The organism is Paenibacillus sp. 10L310, assembly GCF_056395745.1.
In genome coordinates, this window is sequence record NZ_JBFTKC010000013.1 from 12,605 (window position 1) to 37,560 (window position 24,956).

Consider the following 24,956-nt stretch of genomic DNA (forward strand, 5'->3'; position numbering starts at 1 on the left):
TGATAAAAGGGAGGAAGTTTGTTGATCAGTTATATCGGGAAACGAATGATCGCGATCATTCCTATCGTTTTTATCGCTACACTCGTTACCTTTGCGCTTATTCATATTTCACCAGTTGATCCGGCCGAGGCTTATCTGACAGCCGCTCATATCTATCCAACACCGGAGCTGCTTGCGCAAAAGCGGCATGAGTTCGGTCTGGATCAGCCTTTATTAACCCAGTATGTGCATACGATTCAGAAGATTGCCAAGCTCGACTTTGGCACCTCATATCTCACCAACAAACCCGTATGGGATGAAGTGAAATTAAGGCTTCCTGCTACGGCTGAACTAGCCTTCTGGAGTATGCTGTTATCCGCTTTGGTGAGTATTCCATTGGGAATACTGGCCGCGGTGTATAAGAATAGCTGGATTGACATGGTCAGCCGTGCGATTTCCTATTTTGGAGCATCTATTCCGCAATTCTGGCTCGGTTACTTGCTGATCTTCTTTTTCTCGGTGAAGCTGGACTGGCTACCTGTGGAGGGGCGTGGATCGTGGGAGAATCTGGTTCTGCCTACGATTACTCTCTCCTTGATTCTTATTGCGGTCTACACCCGATTGTTACGTTCCAGTGTACTGGAGCAATTGCAGGAGACATATGTACAGTATGCGAGAACACGCGGGATTCGCGAAAGAGTGATTATGCTCAAGCATGTCCTGAAAATCGCCATATCGCCCCTTATTACAGGAATGGGGATGAGTATGGGCAAGCTGCTCACAGGCACCATTATTGTAGAGCAGGTGTTTTCCTGGCCTGGGTTCGGACGTTATTTTGTCGATGCGATATTTAATCGGGATATTCCCGTTATTCAATGTTATGTCTTCCTGGCGGCCTGCCTGTTCATCGTATGCAATCTGCTCGTTGATCTGGTGCAGCTCGTTATGGACCCACGGATTTCAGCGAAAGGACGGGCAGAACATTGATAAACAAATGGCGTGCGGTATTTAAAGGGCAGAGAGCCATCCAGATCTGCTCGGTGATCATATTGCTTTTCTTCGTGATCGCGTTATTAGCCCCATGGATTGCTCCTCATGACCCGGTGAAGGTGAATCTGTTGCAGAAGCTGGCGAGTCCATCGCTTGAGCATTGGCTCGGAACGGATCATCTGGGACGCGACAATCTCACCAGGCTGATGTATGGAGCGAGAGTGTCGCTTGGATTCGCTACCCTGATCTTCCTGTCATCTTTGCTCATAGGTGTCATTGTAGGTTCAATCTCCGGTTACCTTGGTGGTTGGGTGGACAGTCTGTTGATGCGCTTGTGTGAAGGCATTATGGCGTTTCCGAATCTGGTGCTGGTGCTCGGTATTGTAGGGATCTTTGGTCCAGGTTTGATGCAGGTGCTTCTAGCACTCATGATGGTACAGTGGGTGTATTATGCACGTATCTGCCGGAACATGGTCGTTAGTCTGAAAGAACGGAACTTCATCGCAGCGGCGCGGATTAGCGGCTCCTCTTCGTGGACGATTATTCGGAAACATATCATCCCCAACGTGCAGCGTCCGATCGTTGTGATGGGTACTCTGGAGATGGGGTGGGCGATTATGGATATATCTGCTCTGTCTTTCCTGGGACTTGGTATTCAACCACCGAATGCAGAATGGGGCGCTATGATTCATGAGGGGACAGGTTATATTCGCAGTCATCCGGAGTTGATGATCTACCCGGGGGCATTGATTCTGCTCGTAGTCATTACGTTCAACATTTTGGGAGAAGCGTTATCCGAGCGTTATGGCATTGCAAAAAGGTAGTGGTTCGGAATCGAAGGCATATGAGGGGTGAACGTAACGATGGATGATGCAGCGAAGGTACTCGAAGTTCGTGGTCTGCAAGTGAATCTAAGAACAGCGGAGGGTTCAGTCCCGTTACTGGAGCCCATTGATTTTGAATTAAAAAAAGGTCGTGTCTTCGGTCTCGTCGGTGAGAGTGGCAGTGGTAAGACCGTTACATGTAACGCGTTGCTCCATCTGCTTGATCCGCGCAGGATGGAAGTGTCGGGCAGCATCCACCTGAATGGACGGGAGCTTGGCTCGTTGTCAGGTGAGGAGATGCGGCGCATCCGCGGCAAGGAAATCGGATTTATTATGCAGAATCCGATGAATGCTTTTACACCCGTATATACGATTGGATCTCAATTCATTGAAACCTTGCGTACGCATACGGGAATGTCCAAAGCAGCTGCCAGGGAGCGGGCCATTGCTGCCTTGGCAGATATGAACTTACCCGAACCAGCTAAACTGATGAAGCGATATCCCTTCCAACTGAGTGGCGGTATGTTGCAACGTGTGATGATCGCCATATCGATGTGCCTGCGACCGGCTTTGGTTATTGCTGATGAACCAACGACGGCACTGGATGTCGTGAATCAGTTCAAGGTGCTTCAGGAATTGGATCGGCTACGTACGGAGTATGGCACATCCATCTTGCTCATCTCCCACGATCTGGGCGTGATCTCGCAAATGGCGGATGAAGTCGCGGTCATGCAGAAGGGGCGAATTGTGGAGCAGGCGGATGTGTACCAACTGTTCGATCACCCGCAGCATGAGTATACACGGATGTTGTTAAATGCCAGACCCAGTATGTATTTAGGACGATAGCGAATGACAGATGAGTTGAATTGTTCAGTGAGTGTATGTGTAGAGAAGGAATACACTGTGTTTTGAGTGGGTAGGCGTAGGGGTGGAATGAACATGGTGATGTGTAATTTCAGCTTCTTCGGAGATTGCTTCTGCCAAGTACAAAAGAGGAGGGTGACCTGATGCTTCAGGTACGTGAAGTAAGCCATAGCTATGGCAAACGCAACTGGCTGGATCGTTCGGGAGCGCGTCCTCCTGTGCTGGCAGATATCTCACTTACGATCGAAAAGGGTGTGTGTCTGGGGCTCCTGGGTACGAGCGGGGCAGGTAAAAGTACCTTGGGTAAAATCATTCTTGGTCTGGAGAAGCCCAGCCAGGGTCAGGTTTTATTTCAGGGTCAGGATATCTATCGATCCAGCAAACCCGTGCTTAAGGGATTACGGCGTGATCTACAGGTCGTGTTCCAGGACTGTTATTCGGCTGTGAATCCACTCATGACTGCCGCGCAGATCATCGGTGAGCCACTGGATAATTACGAGCGATTTTCGGCAAAAGAACAACTTCGTGTGGTCGGACAACTGCTTGAGCAGGTTGGGCTTACACCTGAGGATGGGAGCAAGCTTCCGCACCAGTTCAGCGGTGGGCAATTACAGCGAGTTAACATCGCACGAGCCATTGCGCTCAAGCCAAAGTTAATCGTACTGGACGAATCAATCAGCAGCCTGGATATGGTGCACCAGACGCAAATCCTATCCTTACTGGGAGAGTTAAGAGCATCCTACGGGTTGTCTTACCTTTTTATCACACATGACATTCGAGCTGCCATGACGATCTGTGACCGCATTGCCGTGATGGATCAGGGAAAGCTGGTATATAGCGGTGATGCCGGGGATCCGGTGATGCAGTCGGATCATCCGGCTGTACAGCAGTTGATTACAGCTATTTTGCCTGAGCATCCATCAGGTCGTATTTCGTTTAGGTAATGCGTTGTTTGTATTTGTAGATGGCTGTTCATTGGGGCGCTAACCATGGTCGTTTCCATTGCATTACTGATGCGAAGTCGACTTTCCAAAGGCGGGCGATTGGCGTATCAAGCTGACCTGTAGTGCAGATTTGTCTCTCTAAGTGCAGGTCGCTAACGAACCGAGTCAGTGTTAAATGGCGATTTAGCGTGGAATGCAAAATGTAACGAACCTCAGTGAAGTTATTCCAGTGCAAACTAGTTTAAAATCATTAAATGATACACAGATCGAGGAAATAACGCGTCTACGATTCGTTAAACCTCAGACTTATCGGAAATGGCGCTAATAACGTGTTTGCGGTTCGTTAGATCATAATGAATACTAAAAGGGTTGTCCCCTACGTCTTGTCCAAGACGTAGGGGACAACCCTTTTTTTGTAACTGGGAATAGGCACATTTCTGCTTTCTGTTATAAGTCAGACTATAATTACAATTGCGCCACCTGCGGATTACAGGACTACCTTCAAATTGCGCGTATCCACAGATTTTTGATTTAACTTAAAACGTGAAAATCTGGAGAGAAGTATATACTTCCCATGAGGGTTTCTTGCAGAAATCTTTACCCCATCTTCCGCCCAAGCTGCTCAATCTTATCAAGCCAATTCTTTCTCTGTTCATCTGACTTTTTACCAACTTGATCTACAGGTGTTATCCGCACAGGTTTGATGCCAGTCAGTGCAAATGTGGAGATTTTCATCATTTTATGTGCAGGCTCACCTTGGAACCATTTGAAGTACCAGCTCGGACCATCCATCGTGGTGATCATGCGAGCGGTGCGGCCTTTGAGCAGTTGATCCGGGAAAGGTTTTCCTTTTTGATACTTGAAGGCGTAACCTGGCATGAAGATTCGGTCAACGAAACCTTTCAACAGGGCAGGCGGTCCTCCCCACCAGATTGGGAATACCCATACAAGATGCTCAGCCCACTTAATCGCTTCTTGAGCTTGTAGCAAATCTGGTTCAAGTGGAAGTTTATTACGATATCCTCCCTCCAGATTCATGTTGAACGCCAACTCGTTCAGGGTGATCATGCGGACGTCGGCACCCGCCTGCACCGCACCTTTACGGTAAGCTTCGGCTAGTGCGCCGTTGTAACTGGGGGAGACGGGATTGCCTTGAATAATTAATATTTTTTTCATAGAAGATGACACGTCCTGACTATTTTAGTTAATGAACACTAACCTCATGTGCAAAAAGAAAAGGTCACGTGTGACCCGGTAATCCATTCTTATATCCTAATGGTATGCTGACGATTCTCTTTTAGAAGTTGTTCAAAGAGTCCGCTTTTGATTACAAATCATGCCTAGCGGCATCATCAGCATCGAAGATGGGATTCAGCTGAAATAAGCGGAAACTTACGAAGGTTGTTTCCTTCGGAAATAATGTAGTTGCTCACGTCGTTTTCCCTACGCTCCGCTAATCCATTTCTAGCTTCATCCCATCTCCATTGTTACTCCTGGGGTACCTGCCCTAACATCGATGCAAGTCTGTGAACCGTTTCCCCCGTATAAGGTACTAACAGCTCTGGTAGCTCACCTTGCATACTGGAGACCGCCATACGTGTAATTGCACCGATCACCAGCACGGCTGTAAGCCGTGAATCCTGCTGAGGCAGTTCACCTCGCATCATTCCCTGATCGATCAGATCCATTAACGCATCCAACGGCTGACGGTAATCCTCGCTGCTTCCGGCTTCAATGAATATTTCATGATTCTGTGAAATCAGCAGCAGTCCGTAGGGATCTTCATCATGCAGATGGAGAACCTCGGTAACCAGTTGCTTGAAGCGTTCCAACACCGGACCTTCCTGTCGAACATACCCATCAATGAGTGCAGTATAGTCGACACAGTATTGGGTGAAGGCTTCCAGGGCAACGGCATCTTTGTTTTTAAAATGTTTGTAGATCGCCGCATCGGTTACTCCGGCGGCGTCACCGATCTCTTTGACGGATATGCCGTCAACGCCTTTGGTTGCGAACAAGCGCATCGCCGCTTGTAGGATATCTTTCTTTTTGCTATCCACATGAGATTTGTTCTTCATGATTGTATAGTAAGTGATTACTAACTAAAATGCAATAAGCAATTTTGAAACTCTGAATTGAGACACTGAATAAGCGCTTACGACCAAAGCTTGCAGGCTTGTGAGCGGCAACGTATGATGAATAGAAATCAACATCGGAGTAGCAGGGAGAACGAAATGGATGGTGGGTAGCGTGAACGAAGAGTTGGATGCATACAGCTGGGTGACGCCCGAAGGAATGCTGAATGATCAATATATAACAAGCCGTGAACAGTTGTATAAAGGAATGAACGGACGATATGTGGAGCGATTCACTGTTCCTAGCGGTGAAAGTTATATTTTCAAACCGTTGACGAATCCTGTACAGCATGGACGGGAACGATGGATGTACGAGCGTGTGATGTCTGGCTTACCACCAATCTATCCGCAACTCATTGCAGCGTCGGATCTTACCATTGCTCTAGCACAGAGCTGGATGATCTACGAGGATCTGGGGCAACTGGTGCATGATTCGCAAGAAGCGACGATGCTCGGTGCAGCGGCACATATGGCAGCATGGCATGCATTGCCTGTTACGGATTGGAGTGAGCTGCCTCGCGTGGGCCAGAAACCGTCCATTCGCACAATGTTGGATGAGTTGCAAATGCATAGGCAATCTACCGATGAACTGTTATCCAGATTGGATATGCAACTATCTGCATCCGATTGGGATAAGATCACCAGGTTGATCCTCACGGCAGAGGAAGAACTTCCTACTGTTTTGTGTCACGGAGACCTGCATCCAGGTAACATGGCGGAGGTGGACGGCAGACTGGTCATCTTGGACTGGGAGCATGCCCATCTGAATACGCCACTGTGGGATATATATCACCTAGTTGATCTCTCGCATCCGCTGTTTCCCAGAACGGTTACGCCTGCATTGCGAGAGCGGGTTATGGATGTTTATTTGGACAAACTGGGGAGCCTGGGCATGCAGATTGAACGGGTTTCTTTTGCAGAATGGTACGACGCTTATGCTATTGTATTCTCACTCTGGATGCTGCGTTTAATTGATGGTGACCTGAGAAGTGAGGAATGTGTGTGGCCGAAGGAACAGTTGCGTAACCAGTGGCATGAGACGGCAGCGACGCTGGAACAGTGCATGAAGCACATGGCTGAGGAATAGAAATGAGGGGTGAGAAGCTTGCGTAAAGTCGGACTTGTTATGCGTAAAATTCAATTCACGGAAGCTCAGGGGCCGCGCGTATTTGCGGATCGGCTGAAGCAGATTGGTCTGGAGCTGGGTGTGGATATTGTGTTCATCTCGCCGGAGCGTCATGTCAGCGGATACGACTGGTTGCCGGGTTATGAGCATGAGAAAGGTGACCTGGTGAACTACGATATCGTGCTGGATCAGATTCATAGTCAAAATATAGAGCATGTTATCTACACCGTATCCGGGTTTACATTTTTGAAGATGTTCTTACCGAAAAGCGTATTGTTCCCGCACAGTTTCCCCGATCCCGCGCTAACGGGATATGAGATGATGAAGCCATTTTATACGATGGTGGATAAAGCAATTGTACAGACGGAGTTTTTGAAAACAGAGCTGGGTCGCAATTTCGGTGTACATGACGTGAACGTTATTCCGATTGGCTTTAGCGAAGAGCTGGCGAACCGGCACTATGATCCGAGCCAGGTTGTGCATAATCGGGTGCTCTGGATCGGTCGGGATGAGGCGAACCGTCGCCCGGATCTAGTTCTGGAATATGCTCGGCAGAATCCGGACAAGGAAGTATATATGGTGTTTGGCGGTGTACGCTATAAGGAAACCATGAAGAAGTACGACATTCCTGCCAACGTGAAGCTGAAGTTTGCGCTCACGCAGGATGAGATATTTACGTTGATGAACTCATCCAAGGTATATTGGAACTGTTCGGCCTTTGATACGTTTGCGATGCCGCTGACGGAAGCGATGGCGATGGGCAAAATGGTCGTGAAACCGGAGCATGCTTGCTACGGTCACATTCGATCCACGCATGCATTTGCAGGCAACGAGGATAACTGGTTTGAACTGGTTAATATGGCTGCGGCTGCGCCGCGCAGTGTGTCAGAAGACAACCGGGAGTATGCGTTTGGTGCTTTTTCGCGCACGAAAATGAAAGAAGGGTACCGGAACTTTTTCTCGGATTGGTTGAAGTAACGTAAGGTCTGTAACAAAGGGCTTAATCCATCCAGCAACAGGAGGGGAACCTTATGGAAATACTGATCTTGTGGACATTGGGAATGTGGGCGGTGCTACTGCTGATTGAATGGTTTATCTACCGGTTGCAAGGACGCCGAATGACGTGGGTACAATATATATTGCCATGTGTGGCCTTGCTCGGCGGTGCCGTTGTAATCATGATCAGCATCGATATTGGCGGGTGGAACGGCATCGGATATGCCCTGCTCGGCGCATCACTGGGTACCTCGGGAATGTTAACACTTATTACGGTGGCGATCAGGGATGTAATGCTTCGGCGACGGGGCAGGAATTAAGCGTAAGAATGAAACTACTGTACAGTATGATTGAATTGGGCAAAGGAATGGTTGCGGAAACGCATTCGTCTGTGATATATTGACATTAATTATGACAAGGGAGGTGAAGACAGGTGAATCACGAGATGCTTAACAACCGTATTAGCCAGCTGCCGATTGCTATGGCTGGCATTGTTCATACTTTTCTGACCAACGGGAGAAGTCTGTCCAATTTTGAATATACGGAAGTTAACATTTGCGAGAAGATGCCTGCCTTGACCTCATTCGGACGATAAGCGATATTGCTTGAATTCTGAAGGGCCGCGGAGCTAACCTCCTGCGGCTCTTTTTGTGTTGCGGTCAGGATCTTCCATACCATAGGAGGAACCTTATTATGATAATGATTAGCGCGCAACAACTGACTCAATACCACGGAGCACATCTGGTGCTGGACGGCATTACGTTTGAAATTATGGAAGGTGACAAGGTCGCCCTGATTGGCCGCAACGGAAGCGGCAAGACCACACTTATGCGCCTGATGGCAAGACTGAACAAGCCGGATGAAGGGCAATTGATGATCAAGAAAGATACACGAATGGGATATGTGGCTCAGGTTCCAGAAGGATTGGATGACCATACCGTACTGGATGTACTGAGTCTTGGATTCAAGGAGCTTATGATATGTCGCACGCAAATGAAGGAAATGGAGCAGCAGATGTCCGATCCGGCATGTGCAGCAGACCCTAATCAATTGGAGCGCCTGCTGAAACGCTACGCGGCACTGCAAGACCAGTTCGAGCGTGAGGGTGGATATGAAATGGATGCCCGGATCGATCAGGTGGCGGACGGTTTGGATATCGCCAAGGCACACTATGGTTGGCGCTTTGGTTCCCTGTCTGGTGGGGAGCAGACTCGGGTGGTGCTGGCTTCACAGCTAATCGTAAGACCCGACCTGTTATTGCTGGATGAGCCGACAAACCATCTTGATCTGGAGCGGGTTGAGTGGCTGGAAGGATTTTTACGAGAATATCCCGGCACCATTGTCCTGATCTCGCATGATCGCTATTTTTTGGATCGGGTCGTGAATCGAACACTGGAGCTGGAGGATGGAGAAGCGGAAACATCTGCTGGCGGTTATACGGAATATATGAAAGTGAAGGAACAACGGCTGTTGCAACAATTCGAGGAGTTCAAGGAGCAGCAGAAGGTTATCAAGAAAATGAAGGAAACGATCCGCCAGTTAGAGGAGTGGGGCCGAGTTGGTGGGAATGAAAAGTTCTTCAGACGGGCGGCTTCTATGCGTAAAGCCATCGAGCGGATGGAACAGGTGAAGCGTCCTGTACTGGAGCGCCGAAATGCCGAGTTCGATGTGCGTCCTACGGATCGAACGGGTAAACGGGTAGCGGTATTGGAACAGGTCGAGAAGAGCTATGGTGAGCGTGAAATCCTGCACGGGGTCTCGGGTCTGCTGGAATATGGAGATAAAATTGCACTCATTGGCCGCAATGGCTCCGGCAAGACGACACTGTTCAAGCTGTTGCTTGGTGACGAGCAGCCCAATGCGGGCAAGCTGGAGTGGGGGGCGCGTGTGGATGTCGGGTATCTGGCTCAACAGGAGGAACCTACGAATCCAAAGCTGAACGTACTCGAATACTTCCGTCTAGAAGCAGGCGTGGAAGAGGGAGAGGCTCGCGGAATTCTGGCACGATATTTGTTCTATGGAGCGGATGTATTCCGCTCTGTCGGGCAATTATCTGGCGGGGAATGGACGCGTCTGCGGCTAGCTCTGCTGGTGCAACGTAAACCCAATGTACTGTTGCTCGATGAGCCAACCAACCATCTGGATATCGCATCCAGAGAAGCGCTGGAAGAGTCCTTGGTTGATTTTGAAGGAACTGTACTTGCCATCTCGCATGATCGGTACTTCGTCAATCGCCTCGCTTCCCGTGTCTGGGAACTGGAGGACGGTCAGATGACCGCTTATCTGGGAGACTATGAGGCGTATCGTGAGAAGAAGCTTGATTTGCAAGCTCGTGCGGCGGCGACAACTCAGGCTACAGCAGGCGTGGGCGTTTCTTCTCGTGGGAACACCAAGTCAGAGATGAAGTCAGGTTTAACGTCCGAGCCTGGCGGGACTGCCAGATCAGGGAAGAAGCCAGGAGCAACCTCGACAATGAACGGATCCACTGTTGTAGCTGCCGGTGGAAGTCATGATCATAAAGCTTCTACTGAATCAGGTAAGGCGTTGACTCCTTCGGCAGCAACTGCATCGAAACATAGAAGTGGCAGTGGCAACCAACAATCTGCGGAGAAGCTGGAACAGACGTTGGCTCGTCTTGAGGCAGAGATTCAGGTGCTGGATCAACAGTTGGAAATGGTGCAGAACAATCCGCTTGAACTGGAACAAATCTGGAATGATCGCGAGCAATTGTCCGCTGAATATAATGATGTATTGGCACAGTGGGCTGAGTTATAAGTCCGAATGGCATGAGCATAAGATGGAACAAACGAGGTCGGAGAGTCTTCTCCGGCCTTTTTGAACTGGATTACATACTAAAAGTAGAAAACAGTATGTTATTTCCTGCTTCGTTAATCGGAGAACGAAGGTAGCCAACATGTTCTTTATTACATGTCATGGTGAATAGAATCAATTTCATAAATCACTAAAAATGAAGTTTTGTAACTACACATAGACAAATTAAACCATTTTGATCTATGTCTAGCCTTGATTTGAAGCAGCTAAAGGTACTATGAAATTGATTCACTAGTGTAACTTTTTTCCTTCTGATGCGTTAAATACGTTTGTATGAATTGAAACGGCTCACCTAAGAGCTCGCAAAAAGGGAGGTTATCGGTATCTATTATTCATTGACGTATCGGAGTTGGTCGGATGATCGACAGGCGGAGACGGGAGTGCTGGAACAGGCTTCAGTCACACGAGATGAACTGTTCATGCGCAAACTGGTGGATGCCACCTTGGTGAAAAACAAACTCTGGGCGCATCTGTCCAATGAATGCCAGGATGGGCGGGAACATGCAGTATATGTGACGGCGTATGACCAACAGATGCCGGACGAGTACGGTGCAGCCATTGCGGATGCTGCGCTGGCGATGTGCAAAATGTCTTCCATGTATAGTGCAGAGTATATGTTGTGGAATGGAAGTTCATTTCAGGAATTGGAACTCACAGTATCCTCCACCTATACGATGGAGCTTGCCGAGCAACTGCTGGACCATTACATGGTTCGCGGTGGCAAGACGTATGAGTTCCTGTATTCCGTGCTGGATGCGGATCGCAAGAAAGTGTTGTTTTATATGAAAGAGGTGGATCTGTGATGAGTGACCAAGAGCGGGGGCGAGCATCAAAACCCGGATCAAAAGCAAAGCTGGTTGCTTTCTCCCTGATGCTGGCGGTTCCTGCCGTGTTATCCGGTTGTGGTAGCAACAATGATGAATGTGACCCGGAGTATGATACCGGATGTGAATATGATTCCAGCAGTGGGCACTATTACTACGGTGGGTCGTCGTATCGTAGCAATAAGGACAGTAACAGCTCCTATAGCAAATCCAAGTCCAAATCAAGCGGCTTCGGTAGCTTCTTCCGCGGCTCGGGAGGATAACCGGATGAGGCAAGTGGTTCAACTGCCGTTAAGTCACGAGGAGGTATTTCAGGGTGAAACGGAACAACAGATTCCATATCATCGAATGTACGGGAAGCAATATTGTGTGCCAGCATTAACGGTCTACTCTCCCTCGGAGGTGCTGGAACTGCATACCGCAGCCGAGGCGGTAAACGGCATTTACTGTAAAGTGATGCGATTTATCCAGCAATACATGCCGGATTCTTTTTTGGAGCATCAGCTGGGTATCCATCCCGGGCTTATTCCGGCGGCACGCATGGAGATGGTAACTGGAGGCATTACCCGTCAGGACTGGATTATTGGAGAAGCTGGGCCGAAGTGTATTGAAAATAATACGGACACTCCTACTGGTATACCGGAGGCTGCTGCATTGGAAAATATCCTGGTCGGTCTTGCTAAGGATGCCGCGTTGACTGCACCATCTGCCGAGATGGATACACGTATTCGGGAGTGTTTCAGGATATGGCTCGAATTCTACGCAAACCAAGGATTGAAGGGTCCGGTGACATTCACTTCTTTTGGCGAACATGTCGAAGATCGTACAAATACGGAATACCTGATGAGACGTTGTCAGGAAGCGGGATACGAAGTTTTCTATGCTCCACTTGAGGAACTGGAGATTGTTCCGGGAGAGGCGCTTTACCATAGGGGGCGGGAGATTAACTTGTTGTATCGCCTTTATCCGCTGGAGTATCTGATCGATGATCGGGATGAGACGACAGGGGTGGACATTGGTGCTGCGTTGCTTGAACTTGTACGTGAAGGGCGACTGGGCCTGATGAATCCCGTTCAGCATGTACTGATGCAGAGCAAAGGTTTCATGGCGGCAATCTGGTCGCTCTACGAGCGGAACGAGCAAACCCCGGAATATTGCGGGTTTACCCTCTTTGATGAAGCAGAGATGGACGTGATTTCCCAATATCTGCTTCCTACCTATTTTTCGACAGAGCCTTTCGAGCTGAACGCCATATCATACGTAGCCAAAAGCTATTGGGGGCGCGAAGGCAGAGGAACTCTTTTGCTGGATGGAGGAACGGACAATGCCTTTGGAAAGCAGGATATAGGGCATCCTCTTAACGAGGCGCTGGAATCCAATCTTGCATCTGGGGCAACGGACGAGGATGAAGAAATTACAGCGTATTACGAAAATCAGCCCAAAATCTATCAGCAGCTGGTTCCAATGGAACAGGTTGTGATCGAGACGGAAGCTGGAGCATACAGCGGTTATCTGCTTACAGGGGTGTTTGTTATCGGTGGGCGTTTGGCTGGGTTGCTGCCACGGGTCGGGGAGAAAGTAACCGGAGATATGGCCTATTATTGCGCGGCTACGGTTCGTGAACGGATGAATGATGAGGAGGAGAAGGAATGGAAAACTTGGGATTAAACCTCGTGAATGTGGCGGTGGGTGTAGGCATTCTGCTGGTGGTATTGGTATGTGGATATTTTGCTTTTAGCAAATTGACCCGGTATAACGATAGTGAGGAAATCGCCAAAGGTAACGAGGCGGCAGGCATGTACATGGGTAGCAAATTGCTGGGACTGTGTATTATTGTGGGCATGGTATCTTTCTCGACGCATTCGTGGTTGGATATGCTGCTGTGGTCGGCGTTTGGAATTATTGTGCTGTGCCTGGTCTATATTATATTTGATTTCCTGATTCCAAAAATGCGGGTGTGTGACGAAATCGCACGAGGCAATATGGCGGTAGCACAACTGCTGCGTTCGATTATCATCGGCGTTTCCATCGTCATTGGTACGTTTTTGATGTAAAATAAGACATAGTGTTTTATAGAGTTTACTATCAAATGGAAGAAGGAGCGCGGCATCATGAGAAGAGTCATCATCGATACAGATACAGCAGGAGACGATACGATTGCGATCCTGACGGCATTGCATCACTTTCAGGTGGAAGGCATCACCATTACGGGTGGTAACGTACAATTCGACCAAGAGGTTGAAAATGCCCTGTACACGGTACAGGTTGCTGGACATGGAGGCAAGGTACCTGTGTATAAAGGTTGCGAGCGTCCGCTAATGGCCTACGGAAAGGCTCAGCACCGGACAGTGGAAGATGTGCATGGCGATGATGGTATGGGCGGCGCGCATTTCCCGAAGGCAGATCAGCGTCCCGAGAGCGGGCATGCGGTTGATTTTATCATTGAGAAGGTGCATGCACATCCAGGTGAAATTGAACTTCTGGCGATTGCCCCTTTGACTAATATTGCGATGGCGATCCAGAAGGACCCAACCATTATTCCGGAGATTGCTCACCTGTACATCATGGGCGGAACGAATAATGCACTGGGTAATATCACACCGGCGGCGGAGTATAACTTCTACGTAGACCCAGAAGCAGCGAAAATTGTACTGCATGCAGGTATTCCGATTACGATGGTTGGCTGGGAGATGTGCACGCAATATTCAGTGATGGACGATGACGATCATGCAGAGATTGCGGCTCTAGGTACATCGGGTGCCGATTTCTTCACTGCAATCAACAAAGTGGTTATGGAGTTCAACAAGTCGGTACATAAACTCAATGGCACCACTCATCCGGATACATTGTTGATGGCTGTAGCGGCAGATGAATCCATCATGACCAAGTCGGGTCAATATTATGTGGATGTGGAAGCGGCAGGAGAACTGACACGTGGATACAGTGTGGTTGATATCAACGGACGTTTTGGCAAAGAGCCGAATGTACGTGTCTGTGAAGCCATTGATCGGCCCAAATTCAAATCTATGCTTCTGGATGTTCTATCGGCGATCCAATAAACGCAAGAATTTAACTGCAGGAAAAAGAAGGAAATCCGTGCCTATCCCAGGTACGGATTTTTTTGCTCATTTTAATCTAACCTTGCTGCAACAAAAAAGAGCGGATTCCTGTCGTGACCAGATCATGGTCTTCTTCATCAGGCAAACCCGATACTGTAAGGGTGCCGACTTGTCCCTCATTTTCCAGAATAAGCGGGAAAGCGCCACCAGCCAGGACATAGTCCGATGAAGGCAGATTGAAGTCTTGCTCAAGTGTTTGATTTTCGCTTCTCAACCGCAGAGCCGTGTGCCAAGAGCTGGATGAGAAATGATTCACTACGTTGTTCTTGCGGCGAATCCAGTCTTCGTTGTCAGGATGAGTGCCTTCCATCGCATGCAAAAAGAGGCGATGCCCCTCCAGGGTGATGTCGATGGTCACGGCTTGGGAGCGACGCTTCGCTTCTTCGACCAGATGCTGGCCAAGTTGGAGTGCTGTTTCAGAATCAAATGTGTCAAATACCAAGTCCTTTTCTTCCTGTTGCATTTCCTTTAATTTCTCTGTCGTGGTCAGGTTCAAATTACAGGCATCCCCTTTACGTATATGATTGATGTCTACATTCGACATGGATTGGTGTAGTCCCTTCTGGATGCAGTCTGAACGATGTTAGTGAACGTTATTTGCGTGGTTAAAGACCGTTCATTTGGAGACCGTACATCGGCTGTGTTAAAGTGAAGGGAACCTAATATACATAACTCTTAAAGTTAAAATAAGTTATTGCTACGTAGGCAGGAGGAGAAGCACGATGCTGTTTTATTTTGTAGCACTGCTGGTGACTTTGGTGGACCAGGGAACCAAGATTGCAGTGAGGATGTATATGGAAGTTGGCGACGTCATGAGACTGGGTAACTCGGGCATGCAGTTACAGCATTACGAGAACAGTGGAATGGCTGGAAGCATGTTTCAGGGAAATGCGCGTCTGTTCGGTGTAATAGCTGTTCTGTTCATAGCGGGCATGCTGTATTACCGGAGTAAAGGTGAGATTCGCGGTTTCTGGATGCAAGCTGGCGCGGGTTTTATGGTCGGTGGGGCTTTAGGGAATGCGATCGATCGATTTATCTATGCCCGGGTAACGGATTTTCTCGTATTTCCGTCAGGACGCGGGATTTTGAATCTCGCTGATGTCGCAATTAATATCGGTGTGGTTATGATCATCATCGGTATGTTGATTCGTGCATATCAGAGTTATCGGGCCAAGCGTTTACGTAATGCTTTGCCGAAAGCAGAACGTTCGTAATAGGTTGGATAAAAGCGTTACAGTGGCTGAATACAAGCTTATTAAATGAGGGACATTGGATATCATCCAGTGTCCTTTTTGTTATGCCTGATTCAGGTCATGGGAAGAACTGCCTTGATTCATTTTTATCGAAACCGTTTTAGAAATAATAAAGACGTATATCATCCATTCAGATTGAAGTCGGTTTGGAAGGATTAACCAAATGGTTATTTCACCATTTGGATGGGTAAATCTTTACGTATATAAAGTGAAACTAAGATATACACGAACACGGAGAGTGCAGAACCAATCTGAAGAAGCGCAGCTAAAAGCTTTCTGAAAGAAAGCTACTTCGAAAGCATACGCTAAAAACCGGATTTTCCCTTTGAGGAAGGGAATCAAAAAAATCTGGGGATAACAACGATCGGAAGATGGTACTGCAATCGGAGTGACACTGTGTAAATCACATTAGTTCAATTTATTAAGCTGAGGGAGGTACAACATGAGAACAACGCTTACCAAGGCTCTCGGGACAATGTTGCTGTGTGGAATGATGGCTGTACTTTTATCTTCCTGTACCAGTGGAGATAGCGCGAATGGCAAAGTGCAGATTGAATTTTTCCAGAACAAGCCTGAAGCCAAAACAACCTTTGATGAATTAATTAAAACGTTTAATGCGGAGCATGACGATATCCAAGTGACACAGGTGAATCCGCCCGATGCGGAGACAGTACTGAAGACGCGTGTCGTCAAAAATGATATCCCGGATATTATGGCCATGGGGGCAACCGACACCTATTCCATTCTGGCCCAGAGTGATATTTTCACCGATCTGACGGACAGCTCATTACTCCAGACGATTGATCCGAACTACATACAAATGCTGAATGATCTCACAGGCATGGACGAAGTGACTGGTATTCCTTACGCGACTAATGCAAACGGCATCATGTACAACAAAACGCTGTTTAAGGAAATGGGATTGGACGTGCCCAAGACGTGGGATGAACTCATTGCGACCGCCCAAAAGATTAAGGATGCAGGTGAGATTCCATTTTATTTCACATACAAGGATGACTGGCAGACGAGTCTGCCCTTCAATGCACTGGCCTCCAATCTGGTCGGTATTGATTTCTACCAAGAGCGGCGCGATAACAAAGTGACGTTCAAGGAGAAGTACCGCGAGGTAGCTGAGAAGCAACTGGAACTCATGAAATACGGCCACGGCGATAACTTTGGTAAAGCTTATTCGGACGGTAACCGTGCCTTCGCTAACGGTGAAGCTTTCATGTACATCCAGGGAACCTGGGCCATCTCGGAGATTCGCAAAGCGAACCCAAATGTTGACATTGGTTTTTTCCCATTCCCTACGGGGAACGATGCAAGCGAGATCAAGCTGGTGAACGGGATCGACTCCCTGTTTACCATTGCGGCGGACACGCCTAATCGCGAACAGGCAGAGACGTTTATTGCGTTTCTATTAGAGCCTGAAAATATCGGAAGATATATTGACGAACAGACGCTGTTCTCTGCGGTAGAAGGCGTGAAGCAGGATGATCCTGCCGTACAGGAATTGATGCCATATATCGAGCAGGGCAAAGTTATTGACTTTCCCGATCACTATATTCCGGCTGCGGTGCAGCTGAATTCCATCGTACAGTCCTTTTTGCAGAACCAAAACATCGACAACTATCTAGATACACTCGACAAAGAATGGGACAAGGTTGCTAATCGGCGTTAAGCCTTGTCAGAAGGAGGATGGAGTATGAACAAGCGTATCGCACCCTATTACTGGATGACGGTTCCGGCGGTAGTATTGTTCTTTGTATTTATGACGCTGCCGGCCCTCCAGGGCATCTATTATTCATTTACGAATTATAACGGATTCGGGAAAGAGTATGATTTTGTTGGCTTCAAAAACTATTTCAACTTGTTCCAGGATGACAATGTAGGCAACGCCTACTGGTTTACGTTCAAGTTCGCGATCGTTGTGACGATCCTGACCAATATTCTGAGTCTACTCATTGCACTCGGGCTGAATGCCAAGATCAAGTTCCGTAACTTTTTCCGCGGCATCTACTTCCTGCCCAATATTCTGAGTGTACTGATCGTAGGTTACATATTTAACTACCTGTTCTCCAACGTATTCCCGATCTGGGGACAAAATCTGGGCATCAACGCGCTATCCACCAACATTCTCGGCAGCGAGAGTCTGGCTTGGATCGGTATCGTCATTGTTGCAGTATGGCAATCGGTGGCCCTGAATACAATTCTGTATTTGGCTGGTCTGCAAACGATACCAACGACACTGTACGAGGCTTCCAACCTCGACGGCGCAGGCAAATGGCGTGAATTCTGGAGTATTACATTCCCGCTCATTGCTCCATTCTTCACCATTAATATGGTGCTGGCGATGAAAAATTCACTTATGGTCTTCGACCAAATCGTAGCCTTGACCAACGGTGGTCCCGGACGGGCGACGCAGTCCATCTCCCACTTGATCTATACCGGTGGATTTGAGGGCGGCGAATATGCATATCAATCTGCGAACTCGGTTATTTACTTCATCGTTATTGCGGTGATTTCAATCCTGCAAATCCGGTTCCTGCAAAGAAGGGAGATGGATCTGTAATGAGAAGCCGTACACGAATCAATTGGCTCGTTATGCTGCTCGTTGTGCTGGGTACCTTGTTTATCCTGTTCCCATTGTATATGACCGTTACGATTGCTTTGAAAAATCCGGAACAGATGGCCCAATCGGTCTTTGCCATTCCGACGACACTTCACTGGGAGAATTTCGCGAGGGCCATCGACATGACAAACTTCTTCCAATCGTTCCGTAACAGTGCAATCGTTACCGCATCCACCGTGCTTTTGACGTTGCTCAGTAACTCGATGGTGGCCTATGCGATTGCACGGAATATGGAGAAACGCAAGTTTTTCAAAGGACTGTATTATTACTTCGTCAGCGCGATGTTCATTCCGTTCCCAATCATCATGCTGCCGATTGTTAAACTGACCGCATCGCTGGAGATGACAAATCTGGTAGGTCTGATCCTGCTGCACACGGTATATGGTTTGGCATTTAACGTATTTGTGTACGTTGGATACATCCGGTCCATTCCGGTAGCGCTGGAGGAAGCGGCGTTTGTGGATGGGGCGACAACTTGGGGCACGTTCTGGAAAATCATTTTCCCGCTCATGGCGCCAATCAGTGCCACGGTTGGTATTCTGACTTGCCTGTCCACGTACAACGACTTCTTGCTGCCACTCATTATTATCAGTGATCCGGGACAGTACACGCTGCCGCTGGTACAGTATGTATTCCAAGGACAGTTCAATACCGAGTTTAACCTTGCGTTTGCATCCTACCTGCTCGCATTGCTGCCGATGATTATCATCTACCTGTTTGCACAGAAGTGGATCATCAACGGGGTTACCCAAGGGTCCGTGAAATAACTGAAGATGTGTCACAGAGAAGGATATGTGTGAAGGGATATGAACAAAGAGAGGTGGACTTTAAAAGTCCCCTCTCTTTTTTTGATCCTTGTCATTTAACGTTTGGGAACTATTCGGGAGGATTGATTAACCTGTAAAACTATGCTATTTTTTAGTCGTTAGTTTAATCGATAAACAAAGACTAAGAGAGAAGAAGAGTAAGGTTCATTTCTGCAAGCGCTTTAACTATATAAATGAACTAAACATTTACACGAGAACGGAGAGGGCAGAAATAACCTGAAAAAGCGGAGCTAATAGCTTTCTGAAAGAAAGCTGCATCGGAAGCATATGCTTCGCCTTTATCACCGGATTTTCCCCTTTAAAAAGGGAATCAAAAAATCTGGGGATAACAGCGATTGGAAGGTTATTCTGTCATCGTAGTGGCTAGTGTAAATATTCTTTTGTTCATTTTATATAGAAGAACTGAATACGTAGATAAATCCGGCATCGTTTGTACCCAGTCTTCAAGAGCACGGGCGTAAGGTGGTGGGTTCTTTTACATGCCAAAAAGAGAGGAGAATGGGGAAGTTGCACGGGAAAAAAGGACATTTTAACTCACTTCGCAATCAGATCTTCATTGGTTTTGTTATGGTGATGCTTGTTGTTCTGCTGCTCGCAGGCATAACGGCTTATGATCGGGTAGCTGCCCTGCTGAAAAGCAATGCGGAGAAACATATTCACCAAACCGCCGTCCAAGCCAGTGGAAGATTGGATGCAATCATTGCACAAGTGAATTCGCTGACTGCCCAGGTGGCAGATGATTCATACGTGCAGCGTCTGCTTAGCGATGAGAAACAAGGCAACCCGGCGACCTTTAATCAGCGCCAAGCTCTCTTGCAGATTGCAGGCAGTTATCAGTCTTTCATCAACGGCGCACAAAGTATGGAGATATACACTACGGGTTATAACCGGATCTTTCCGATGGATGACCGATCCCTCGATCTCAGAGTGGAGCGCAACTGGATCAGCTTAGCGGATGAAGGAAAAGGCAGACTGGTATGGGCAGGCGCTGACCCTGAAGATCCGGGTGTGCTCCTGGCTATTCGGCGGATTAACCTGCTGGATCATTCTTTCGAACACGGAGGTTATGTGGTGGTGCGGATGCAGCGTAGTTTTTTTCAACTCAATGATTCGAATGGGACAGATGGTTCGCAGGACTCTATCATGCTCTTGGATGGTGCAGGCGAAGTGGTGAGTTCCGATCTGGAAATTAATCTCGATCCAAAGGCCATATTGGACAGCGGATCAGTCGTGCAGAACGGGGAGGAATCCTATATCGTCGTCAGGCAAAAATCGGAGTTAACGGGATGGACACTTGCTGTCCTGACCCCGTTGCGGGAGACAACGGAAGGTGTATCCATCCTGAGAACAGCGTTGCTCGTCTCGGGAATGATTGGTGTTGTTCTGTTCCTTATCATGTCCTTCTTCCTGTCCACAATGATTACACGTCCACTCATACGGCTGATGCGGGCCATGCGCAGTGCAGAGCCGGGAGCAATGAGACCTAATCTAATGGTTAGCTCTACGATGGAGATCAATGAACTTAACAACGTATATAACCAGATGGTCTACAGGCAGAATGAATTGACCCGTGTGGTTCATGAGAAGGAAGTCATGCAGTCCCGGGCTGAGCTGAAGGCGTTGCAGTCTCAGATTAATCCCCATTTTTTATTCAACACACTGGAGGCATTCTATTGGTCCCTTGAGGAGAAGGGAGACGAGGAGATGGCACGTATGGTTGTGGCGATGTCCCGATTATTTCGTTATATCATCTCCAGTTCGCAGCAGGATGAATGGGTTACGATTGCCAACGAGCTGGAACACGCCGAGCGTTATCTTCAAATTATGCAGATGCGGTTGGGAGAGAGAATGCAATGGGAGATTCAGCTGAGTGATACGGTGCGTAAGGTCGCAATACCGAAACTGCTCATACAGCCCTTAGTGGAAAATGCGATTCTCCATGGGATTGAAAGTAAACTGGGACCGGGAAAGATAAGCATCCATGTGGATGCTTTGACCGAGAAAAATCTGGTTTGCATTAAGGTTCGGGATGATGGTCCCGGTATGGATGAATTACGGCTTCAAGCTGTCATTCAAGCTTTACATGGTGGCCCCCCTGTATCTAACAAGGGTACAGGTGTAGGTCTAATCAACGTACATCGGCGACTGATGCTTTACTTTGGCAGCCAACTTGGCGAACGTTGCAAGCTTTCCATAACAAGTAAGGTTGGGGAAGGGACTGTCATTTGCTTTGAGATTCCCATGGGAACGGAGGGTGCATATGATTCATGACAAAACAATTCTTATCGTGGATGATGAGCCGCGTACAAGAGAGGGTATTCGCAAAACACTGGAGGGATGGTCGGCAGGACGAAATCACATTCAGACTGCAGAAAGTGGCGTCGAGGCTGTGGAATGGCTCAAGAAAAAGCCGGCAGATCTGTTAATAACGGATGTTCGCATGCCGGAATTCTCTGGCTTGTCTCTGATTGAAGCCATTCAACATTTTTCGAACAAGCCTGTTGTCCTGATTATGTCGGGACATGCCGATTTTCAATACGCCCAGCAGGCCATTAAGTTGGGTGTTGTGGAGTATATGTTGAAACCGATTGATAAGGAACAATTGCTGCAGACCGTCGAAAAAGCCCTAAAGTTCAGCGAACAACAGCGACGTATTCAAACGATGCAAGAAATGGTTGACCCGAAGCTGCTGGATGTTAAGGAGCGCGGAGAACAGAGGCTCAATAGCCAGATCAGTGAAGCTTTGACCTATGTGGATGCTCATCTGGGTGAACATGTGACCATGCGTGAAATCGCTGATCTACTCCATCTAAACTCCAGTTACTTCAGCGTATTGTTTAAGGAACAGATCGGCATCAATTTTAGTGAATACCTTACCCGCAAACGCATTCAGCGCGCGAAGGAGTTGCTTGTGCAGACAACGATGCCAATCTCGGAGATTGCGGAACAGGTGGGTTATCAGACGGATAAGTATTTTATCACAGTATTTAAAAGCCTTGAGGGGCTAAGTCCAAGCAAATATCGGCATTCCCTATCTGAACGAAATAACAAATAACCTCAAAAAAGTGGAGTTTTTCCAAATTGTTCTGGTCTTATAGGTGTGATAGGCGCGTGCTACAATTTGGTTAAAGCGGTTACATTAACCGATAAAACCAAGGGGGTTGGAATAATGAGCAAAAAGACGATGGCCATTCTTCTGTCATGGACGCTGGTTCTCGCCGTAATTTTATCCGGATGTAACAGTTCAAGTTCGGATGAAGAGGGTGAAACAGGCAGCAACGGCACAGATGGGAAAGTAACCCTCAAATTTATGCACCTCTGGCCAGCAGGCAGTTCCGCACAGCAAAACAAACTGGTCAACGATATCATCAAGCAGTATCAAACGGATCATCCGAATGTAACCATTAAGCAGGAAGTGCTGGAGAATGAACAATATAAGAACAAATTGAAAATTCTGTCGGCATCCAATGAACTTCCCGATGTGGGTGTAACTTGGGCTGCTGGATTTCTGGAGCCTTATGTAAAGGGGAACCTGTTCGCACCGGTCGATGATCTGCTGAGCGACTCGCTGGGCGAGAAATTCATAGCCGGTACAACAGAAGCTTATGCCATAGACGGCAAAACATATGCGCTACCAATCGAGTTGAATATCTCCCCCATTTATTATAACAAAGCCATTTTTGCAAAATATAGCTTGCAGCCGCCAGCAACGTACGATGAATTCCTGAGTGTGCTGAAGACACTGACAGAGAACGGTGAGGTTCCGATCGCACTGGGCAATAAAGACCGCTGGACTGGCTCGCTCTGGTATATGTATCTAGCGAATCGGTTAGGTGGAGATGCATTGGAAAAGGCCATCAATGGCTCTGGCAAGTTTGACGATCCTGCGCTGACTCAAGCTGCTGCCGAGGTACAAAAACTGGTGGATATGAATGCCTTCAACAAAGGCTTCAACGGGTTGTCTAACGATGAGGGCAAATCCGAATTCATGAACGAAAAAGCTGCCATGTATCTGATGGGTACCTGGGAACTGCCAAACTTCACGACTAACCCGGACATCCCGCAGGAATTCAAAGACAAGATCGGATTTTTCAAATTCCCAACAATGGAAGATGGCAAGAGCGATATTAATAGCTGGGTAGGTGGTCCAGGCGTAGGGTTGTTCGTGGCCCAGAACTCCAAAGTGAAGGAAGAAGCGCAGAAGTTTGTGCAATACTTTGTGGAAAAATGGGGGGAAAGTTCGGTAACTGAAGCAGGCGTCATCCCGGCTACCAAAGTGGATACGGCTGCAGTACAGTTGCCACAGCTCTATATTGACCTGCTGAACGAATTGAATCAGGCCAGCAGCCTTACGCTCTTTGCAGACGTACAGATGAAACCGGCAGCCGCTCAGGCCCATCTTGACATGATTCAGGCATTGTTTGGCAAAGCGGTAACACCGGAGGACTTTGTGAAGAATCATCAGGCTGCAATTGATAAAGGCAATTGACGTACACACGTTTGAACGCTTGAAGGGAGGATAATGTGATGGACAAAGTCATGTCCAACCGTCTCGTTGCTGCGTTGTACGTGCTTCCTGCACTGCTTCTGCTGCTGGTCTTGGTGTACATCCCGATCGTGCTCACCGGGTATTATGGGTTGATGCAATGGGACGGGATCGGTGCAATGACCTTTATTGGATTGGATAATTACGCCAGACTTCTTCAAGACGGAACATTCTGGCAGAGTGCGAATCATACCTTTTTGCTTGCTTTGTTCTCTGCGCTGAGTCTGATCGGTTATCTGATGATCGCTTTGGTGCTGTCAGGCAAGATCAAGGGGGCCAATCTGTTCCGTAAAATATATTTGATCCCGATGCTGCTGTCTTCGGTCGCGATCGCCCAGTTATGGCTGAAGATCTATCATCCCAGCAATGGTGTGCTAAACACCTTTCTGGAAGCGATCGGCTTCAGCAATCCGCCAGCCTGGCTGGCGGAGCCATCCCTGGTGTTGTATGCACTGTTCGTGCCGATTCTATGGCAGTATGCAGGCTTCTATATTTTGATCTATTATGCGGCCCTCAAAAATATTCCGGAATCTCTGGTGGAAGCAGCCCGGATTGATGGAGCAAGCCCTTGGCAGATCGCTTTTCGAATCAAGCTGCCCCTTATTACAGAAGTCATCAAGGTGACTGTGGTACTGGCTGTGGTAGGCTCACTCAAGTATTTTGATCTCATCTACGTGATGACCGATGGCGGACCGAATGGTTCCAGCGAAGTGATGGCCTCCTATATGTATCGTCAGGCGTTCCGTAGCTTCGACTTTGGTTACGGCAGTGCTGTAGGGTTCTTCCTGCTCTTGATCTGTCTGCTTGTTACCTGGCTGCTTCGTAAAGCGACAGCATCCAAAGATACGATCCAGTATTCCTGACGCTAGTTCGTGTCTGAAAACTCGCTGAAGTGCATCTTTTACCGCCTTTTCGCCCCCTGCTGCGTCACTTTCCCTTGACGTGCCCCGGCACGCCTGCGGAAAATTTCCTTGCTTGGAACGAAAATTCGGCAAAATCTGCCACCTTCGGAGTTTCCAGACACGCCCTAGTGAAATGAAAGGAGGTCCATCCCGGTGAAGACGG

25 protein-coding genes are annotated in these 24,956 nt (G+C 48.0%); 22 read left to right on the forward strand and 3 right to left on the reverse strand.

Going from position 1 to position 24,956, the window contains the following annotated elements; genetic code table 11:
- The first annotated feature begins 21 nt into the window (after positions 1–21).
- The 4 genes from nikB (at position 22) to nikE (ending at position 3,601) form a co-directional block, all read left to right on the forward strand.
- Positions 22–966: a nickel ABC transporter permease subunit NikB gene (gene nikB / locus AC1DE7_RS22835; RefSeq protein ID WP_340983972.1), complete on the forward strand. Its 945-nt coding sequence runs from the start codon at positions 22–24 to the stop codon at positions 964–966.
- On the forward strand, positions 963–1,793 hold the full coding sequence (nikC, locus tag AC1DE7_RS22840) for a nickel ABC transporter permease subunit NikC (protein ID WP_036606611.1): 831 nt from the start codon (positions 963–965) through the stop codon (positions 1,791–1,793). The genes nikB and nikC overlap by 4 nt, the downstream gene beginning before the upstream one ends.
- 39 nt (positions 1,794–1,832) lie before the next feature.
- The gene (nikD, locus tag AC1DE7_RS22845; protein WP_047840856.1) at positions 1,833–2,639 is read left to right on the forward strand and encodes a nickel import ATP-binding protein NikD; all 807 of its coding nucleotides are present in this window, start codon (positions 1,833–1,835) and stop codon (positions 2,637–2,639) included.
- Between the two features lie 161 nt (positions 2,640–2,800).
- Positions 2,801–3,601, forward strand: coding sequence for a nickel import ATP-binding protein NikE (gene nikE / locus AC1DE7_RS22850; protein WP_477535250.1), 801 nt, complete (start codon positions 2,801–2,803; stop codon positions 3,599–3,601).
- 597 nt (positions 3,602–4,198) lie between these two features.
- Here nikE and AC1DE7_RS22855 read toward each other — a convergent pair.
- Both AC1DE7_RS22855 and AC1DE7_RS22860 read right to left on the reverse strand, forming a co-directional pair.
- A complete protein-coding gene (locus AC1DE7_RS22855; RefSeq protein ID WP_036671608.1) occupies positions 4,199–4,777 on the reverse strand; it encodes an NAD(P)H-dependent oxidoreductase in 579 nt (192 codons plus the stop codon).
- A 311-nt stretch (positions 4,778–5,088) separates the two neighbouring features.
- Positions 5,089–5,679 (reverse strand): TetR/AcrR family transcriptional regulator, encoded by a 591-nt coding sequence (locus AC1DE7_RS22860; RefSeq protein WP_036671691.1) that lies wholly within the window; start codon positions 5,677–5,679, stop codon positions 5,089–5,091.
- Between the two features lie 160 nt (positions 5,680–5,839).
- Here AC1DE7_RS22860 and AC1DE7_RS22865 point away from each other — a divergent pair, with 160 nt between their 5' ends.
- The 10 genes from AC1DE7_RS22865 (at position 5,840) to AC1DE7_RS22910 (ending at position 14,573) form a co-directional block, all read left to right on the forward strand.
- Positions 5,840–6,823: a phosphotransferase family protein gene (locus AC1DE7_RS22865; RefSeq protein WP_477535251.1), complete on the forward strand. Its 984-nt coding sequence runs from the start codon at positions 5,840–5,842 to the stop codon at positions 6,821–6,823.
- 18 nt (positions 6,824–6,841) lie between these two features.
- Positions 6,842–7,840 carry a glycosyltransferase gene (locus AC1DE7_RS22870; RefSeq protein WP_340937552.1) on the forward strand — a complete coding sequence of 333 codons (999 nt, stop codon included), beginning with the start codon at positions 6,842–6,844 and terminating at the stop codon, positions 7,838–7,840.
- A gap of 53 nt (positions 7,841–7,893) precedes the next feature.
- Complete coding sequence (locus AC1DE7_RS22875; RefSeq protein WP_315372898.1) at positions 7,894–8,178, forward strand: YesK family protein; 285 nt, start codon at positions 7,894–7,896, stop codon at positions 8,176–8,178.
- A 113-nt stretch (positions 8,179–8,291) separates the two neighbouring features.
- Positions 8,292–8,453, forward strand: coding sequence for a hypothetical protein (locus tag AC1DE7_RS22880; RefSeq protein WP_017691697.1), 162 nt, complete (start codon positions 8,292–8,294; stop codon positions 8,451–8,453).
- Positions 8,454–8,551: 98 nt separating this feature from the next.
- A complete protein-coding gene (gene abc-f, locus AC1DE7_RS22885; protein WP_477535252.1) occupies positions 8,552–10,633 on the forward strand; it encodes a ribosomal protection-like ABC-F family protein in 2,082 nt (693 codons plus the stop codon).
- A 392-nt stretch (positions 10,634–11,025) separates the two neighbouring features.
- A complete protein-coding gene (locus AC1DE7_RS22890; RefSeq protein WP_083684547.1) occupies positions 11,026–11,493 on the forward strand; it encodes a hypothetical protein in 468 nt (155 codons plus the stop codon).
- Entirely contained in the window at positions 11,493–11,777 is a 285-nt protein-coding gene (locus AC1DE7_RS22895; RefSeq protein WP_477535253.1) for a hypothetical protein, read from the forward strand. Before AC1DE7_RS22890 ends, AC1DE7_RS22895 begins: the two co-directional genes overlap by 1 nt.
- Positions 11,778–11,781: 4 nt before the next feature.
- Positions 11,782–13,182 carry a glutathionylspermidine synthase family protein gene (locus AC1DE7_RS22900; protein ID WP_477535254.1) on the forward strand — a complete coding sequence of 467 codons (1,401 nt, stop codon included), beginning with the start codon at positions 11,782–11,784 and terminating at the stop codon, positions 13,180–13,182.
- A complete protein-coding gene (locus AC1DE7_RS22905; protein ID WP_017691702.1) occupies positions 13,164–13,568 on the forward strand; it encodes a DUF350 domain-containing protein in 405 nt (134 codons plus the stop codon). The genes AC1DE7_RS22900 and AC1DE7_RS22905 overlap by 19 nt, the downstream gene beginning before the upstream one ends.
- Positions 13,569–13,625: 57 nt before the next feature.
- Positions 13,626–14,573, forward strand: a complete 948-nt coding sequence (locus tag AC1DE7_RS22910) for a nucleoside hydrolase (RefSeq protein WP_127551555.1) — start codon at positions 13,626–13,628, stop codon at positions 14,571–14,573.
- A gap of 76 nt (positions 14,574–14,649) precedes the next feature.
- Here the strand turns inward: AC1DE7_RS22910 and AC1DE7_RS22915 are convergent, their stop codons facing one another.
- Complete coding sequence (locus AC1DE7_RS22915) at positions 14,650–15,177, reverse strand: heme-degrading domain-containing protein (RefSeq protein ID WP_477535255.1); 528 nt, start codon at positions 15,175–15,177, stop codon at positions 14,650–14,652.
- 178 nt (positions 15,178–15,355) lie between these two features.
- Between AC1DE7_RS22915 and lspA the strand changes: the two genes are divergently transcribed.
- The 8 genes from lspA (at position 15,356) to AC1DE7_RS22955 (ending at position 24,754) form a co-directional block, all read left to right on the forward strand.
- Positions 15,356–15,847, forward strand: coding sequence for a signal peptidase II (gene lspA / locus AC1DE7_RS22920; RefSeq protein WP_036606631.1), 492 nt, complete (start codon positions 15,356–15,358; stop codon positions 15,845–15,847).
- Between the two features lie 529 nt (positions 15,848–16,376).
- Entirely contained in the window at positions 16,377–17,567 is a 1,191-nt protein-coding gene (locus AC1DE7_RS22925; RefSeq protein ID WP_414855709.1) for an ABC transporter substrate-binding protein, read from the forward strand.
- 24 nt (positions 17,568–17,591) lie between these two features.
- A complete protein-coding gene (locus AC1DE7_RS22930; protein WP_036606633.1) occupies positions 17,592–18,458 on the forward strand; it encodes a carbohydrate ABC transporter permease in 867 nt (288 codons plus the stop codon).
- A complete protein-coding gene (locus AC1DE7_RS22935; protein WP_036606635.1) occupies positions 18,458–19,285 on the forward strand; it encodes a carbohydrate ABC transporter permease in 828 nt (275 codons plus the stop codon). The genes AC1DE7_RS22930 and AC1DE7_RS22935 overlap by 1 nt, the downstream gene beginning before the upstream one ends.
- A gap of 558 nt (positions 19,286–19,843) precedes the next feature.
- Positions 19,844–21,616 (forward strand): cache domain-containing sensor histidine kinase, encoded by a 1,773-nt coding sequence (locus AC1DE7_RS22940; protein ID WP_477535256.1) that lies wholly within the window; start codon positions 19,844–19,846, stop codon positions 21,614–21,616.
- On the forward strand, positions 21,606–22,400 hold the full coding sequence (locus AC1DE7_RS22945; RefSeq protein ID WP_036671597.1) for a response regulator transcription factor: 795 nt from the start codon (positions 21,606–21,608) through the stop codon (positions 22,398–22,400). The genes AC1DE7_RS22940 and AC1DE7_RS22945 overlap by 11 nt, the downstream gene beginning before the upstream one ends.
- A 114-nt stretch (positions 22,401–22,514) precedes the next feature.
- Entirely contained in the window at positions 22,515–23,834 is a 1,320-nt protein-coding gene (locus AC1DE7_RS22950; RefSeq protein WP_477535257.1) for an extracellular solute-binding protein, read from the forward strand.
- 38 nt (positions 23,835–23,872) lie between these two features.
- On the forward strand, positions 23,873–24,754 hold the full coding sequence (locus tag AC1DE7_RS22955; protein WP_036606643.1) for a carbohydrate ABC transporter permease: 882 nt from the start codon (positions 23,873–23,875) through the stop codon (positions 24,752–24,754).
- The last annotated feature ends 202 nt before the right edge of the window (positions 24,755–24,956 follow it).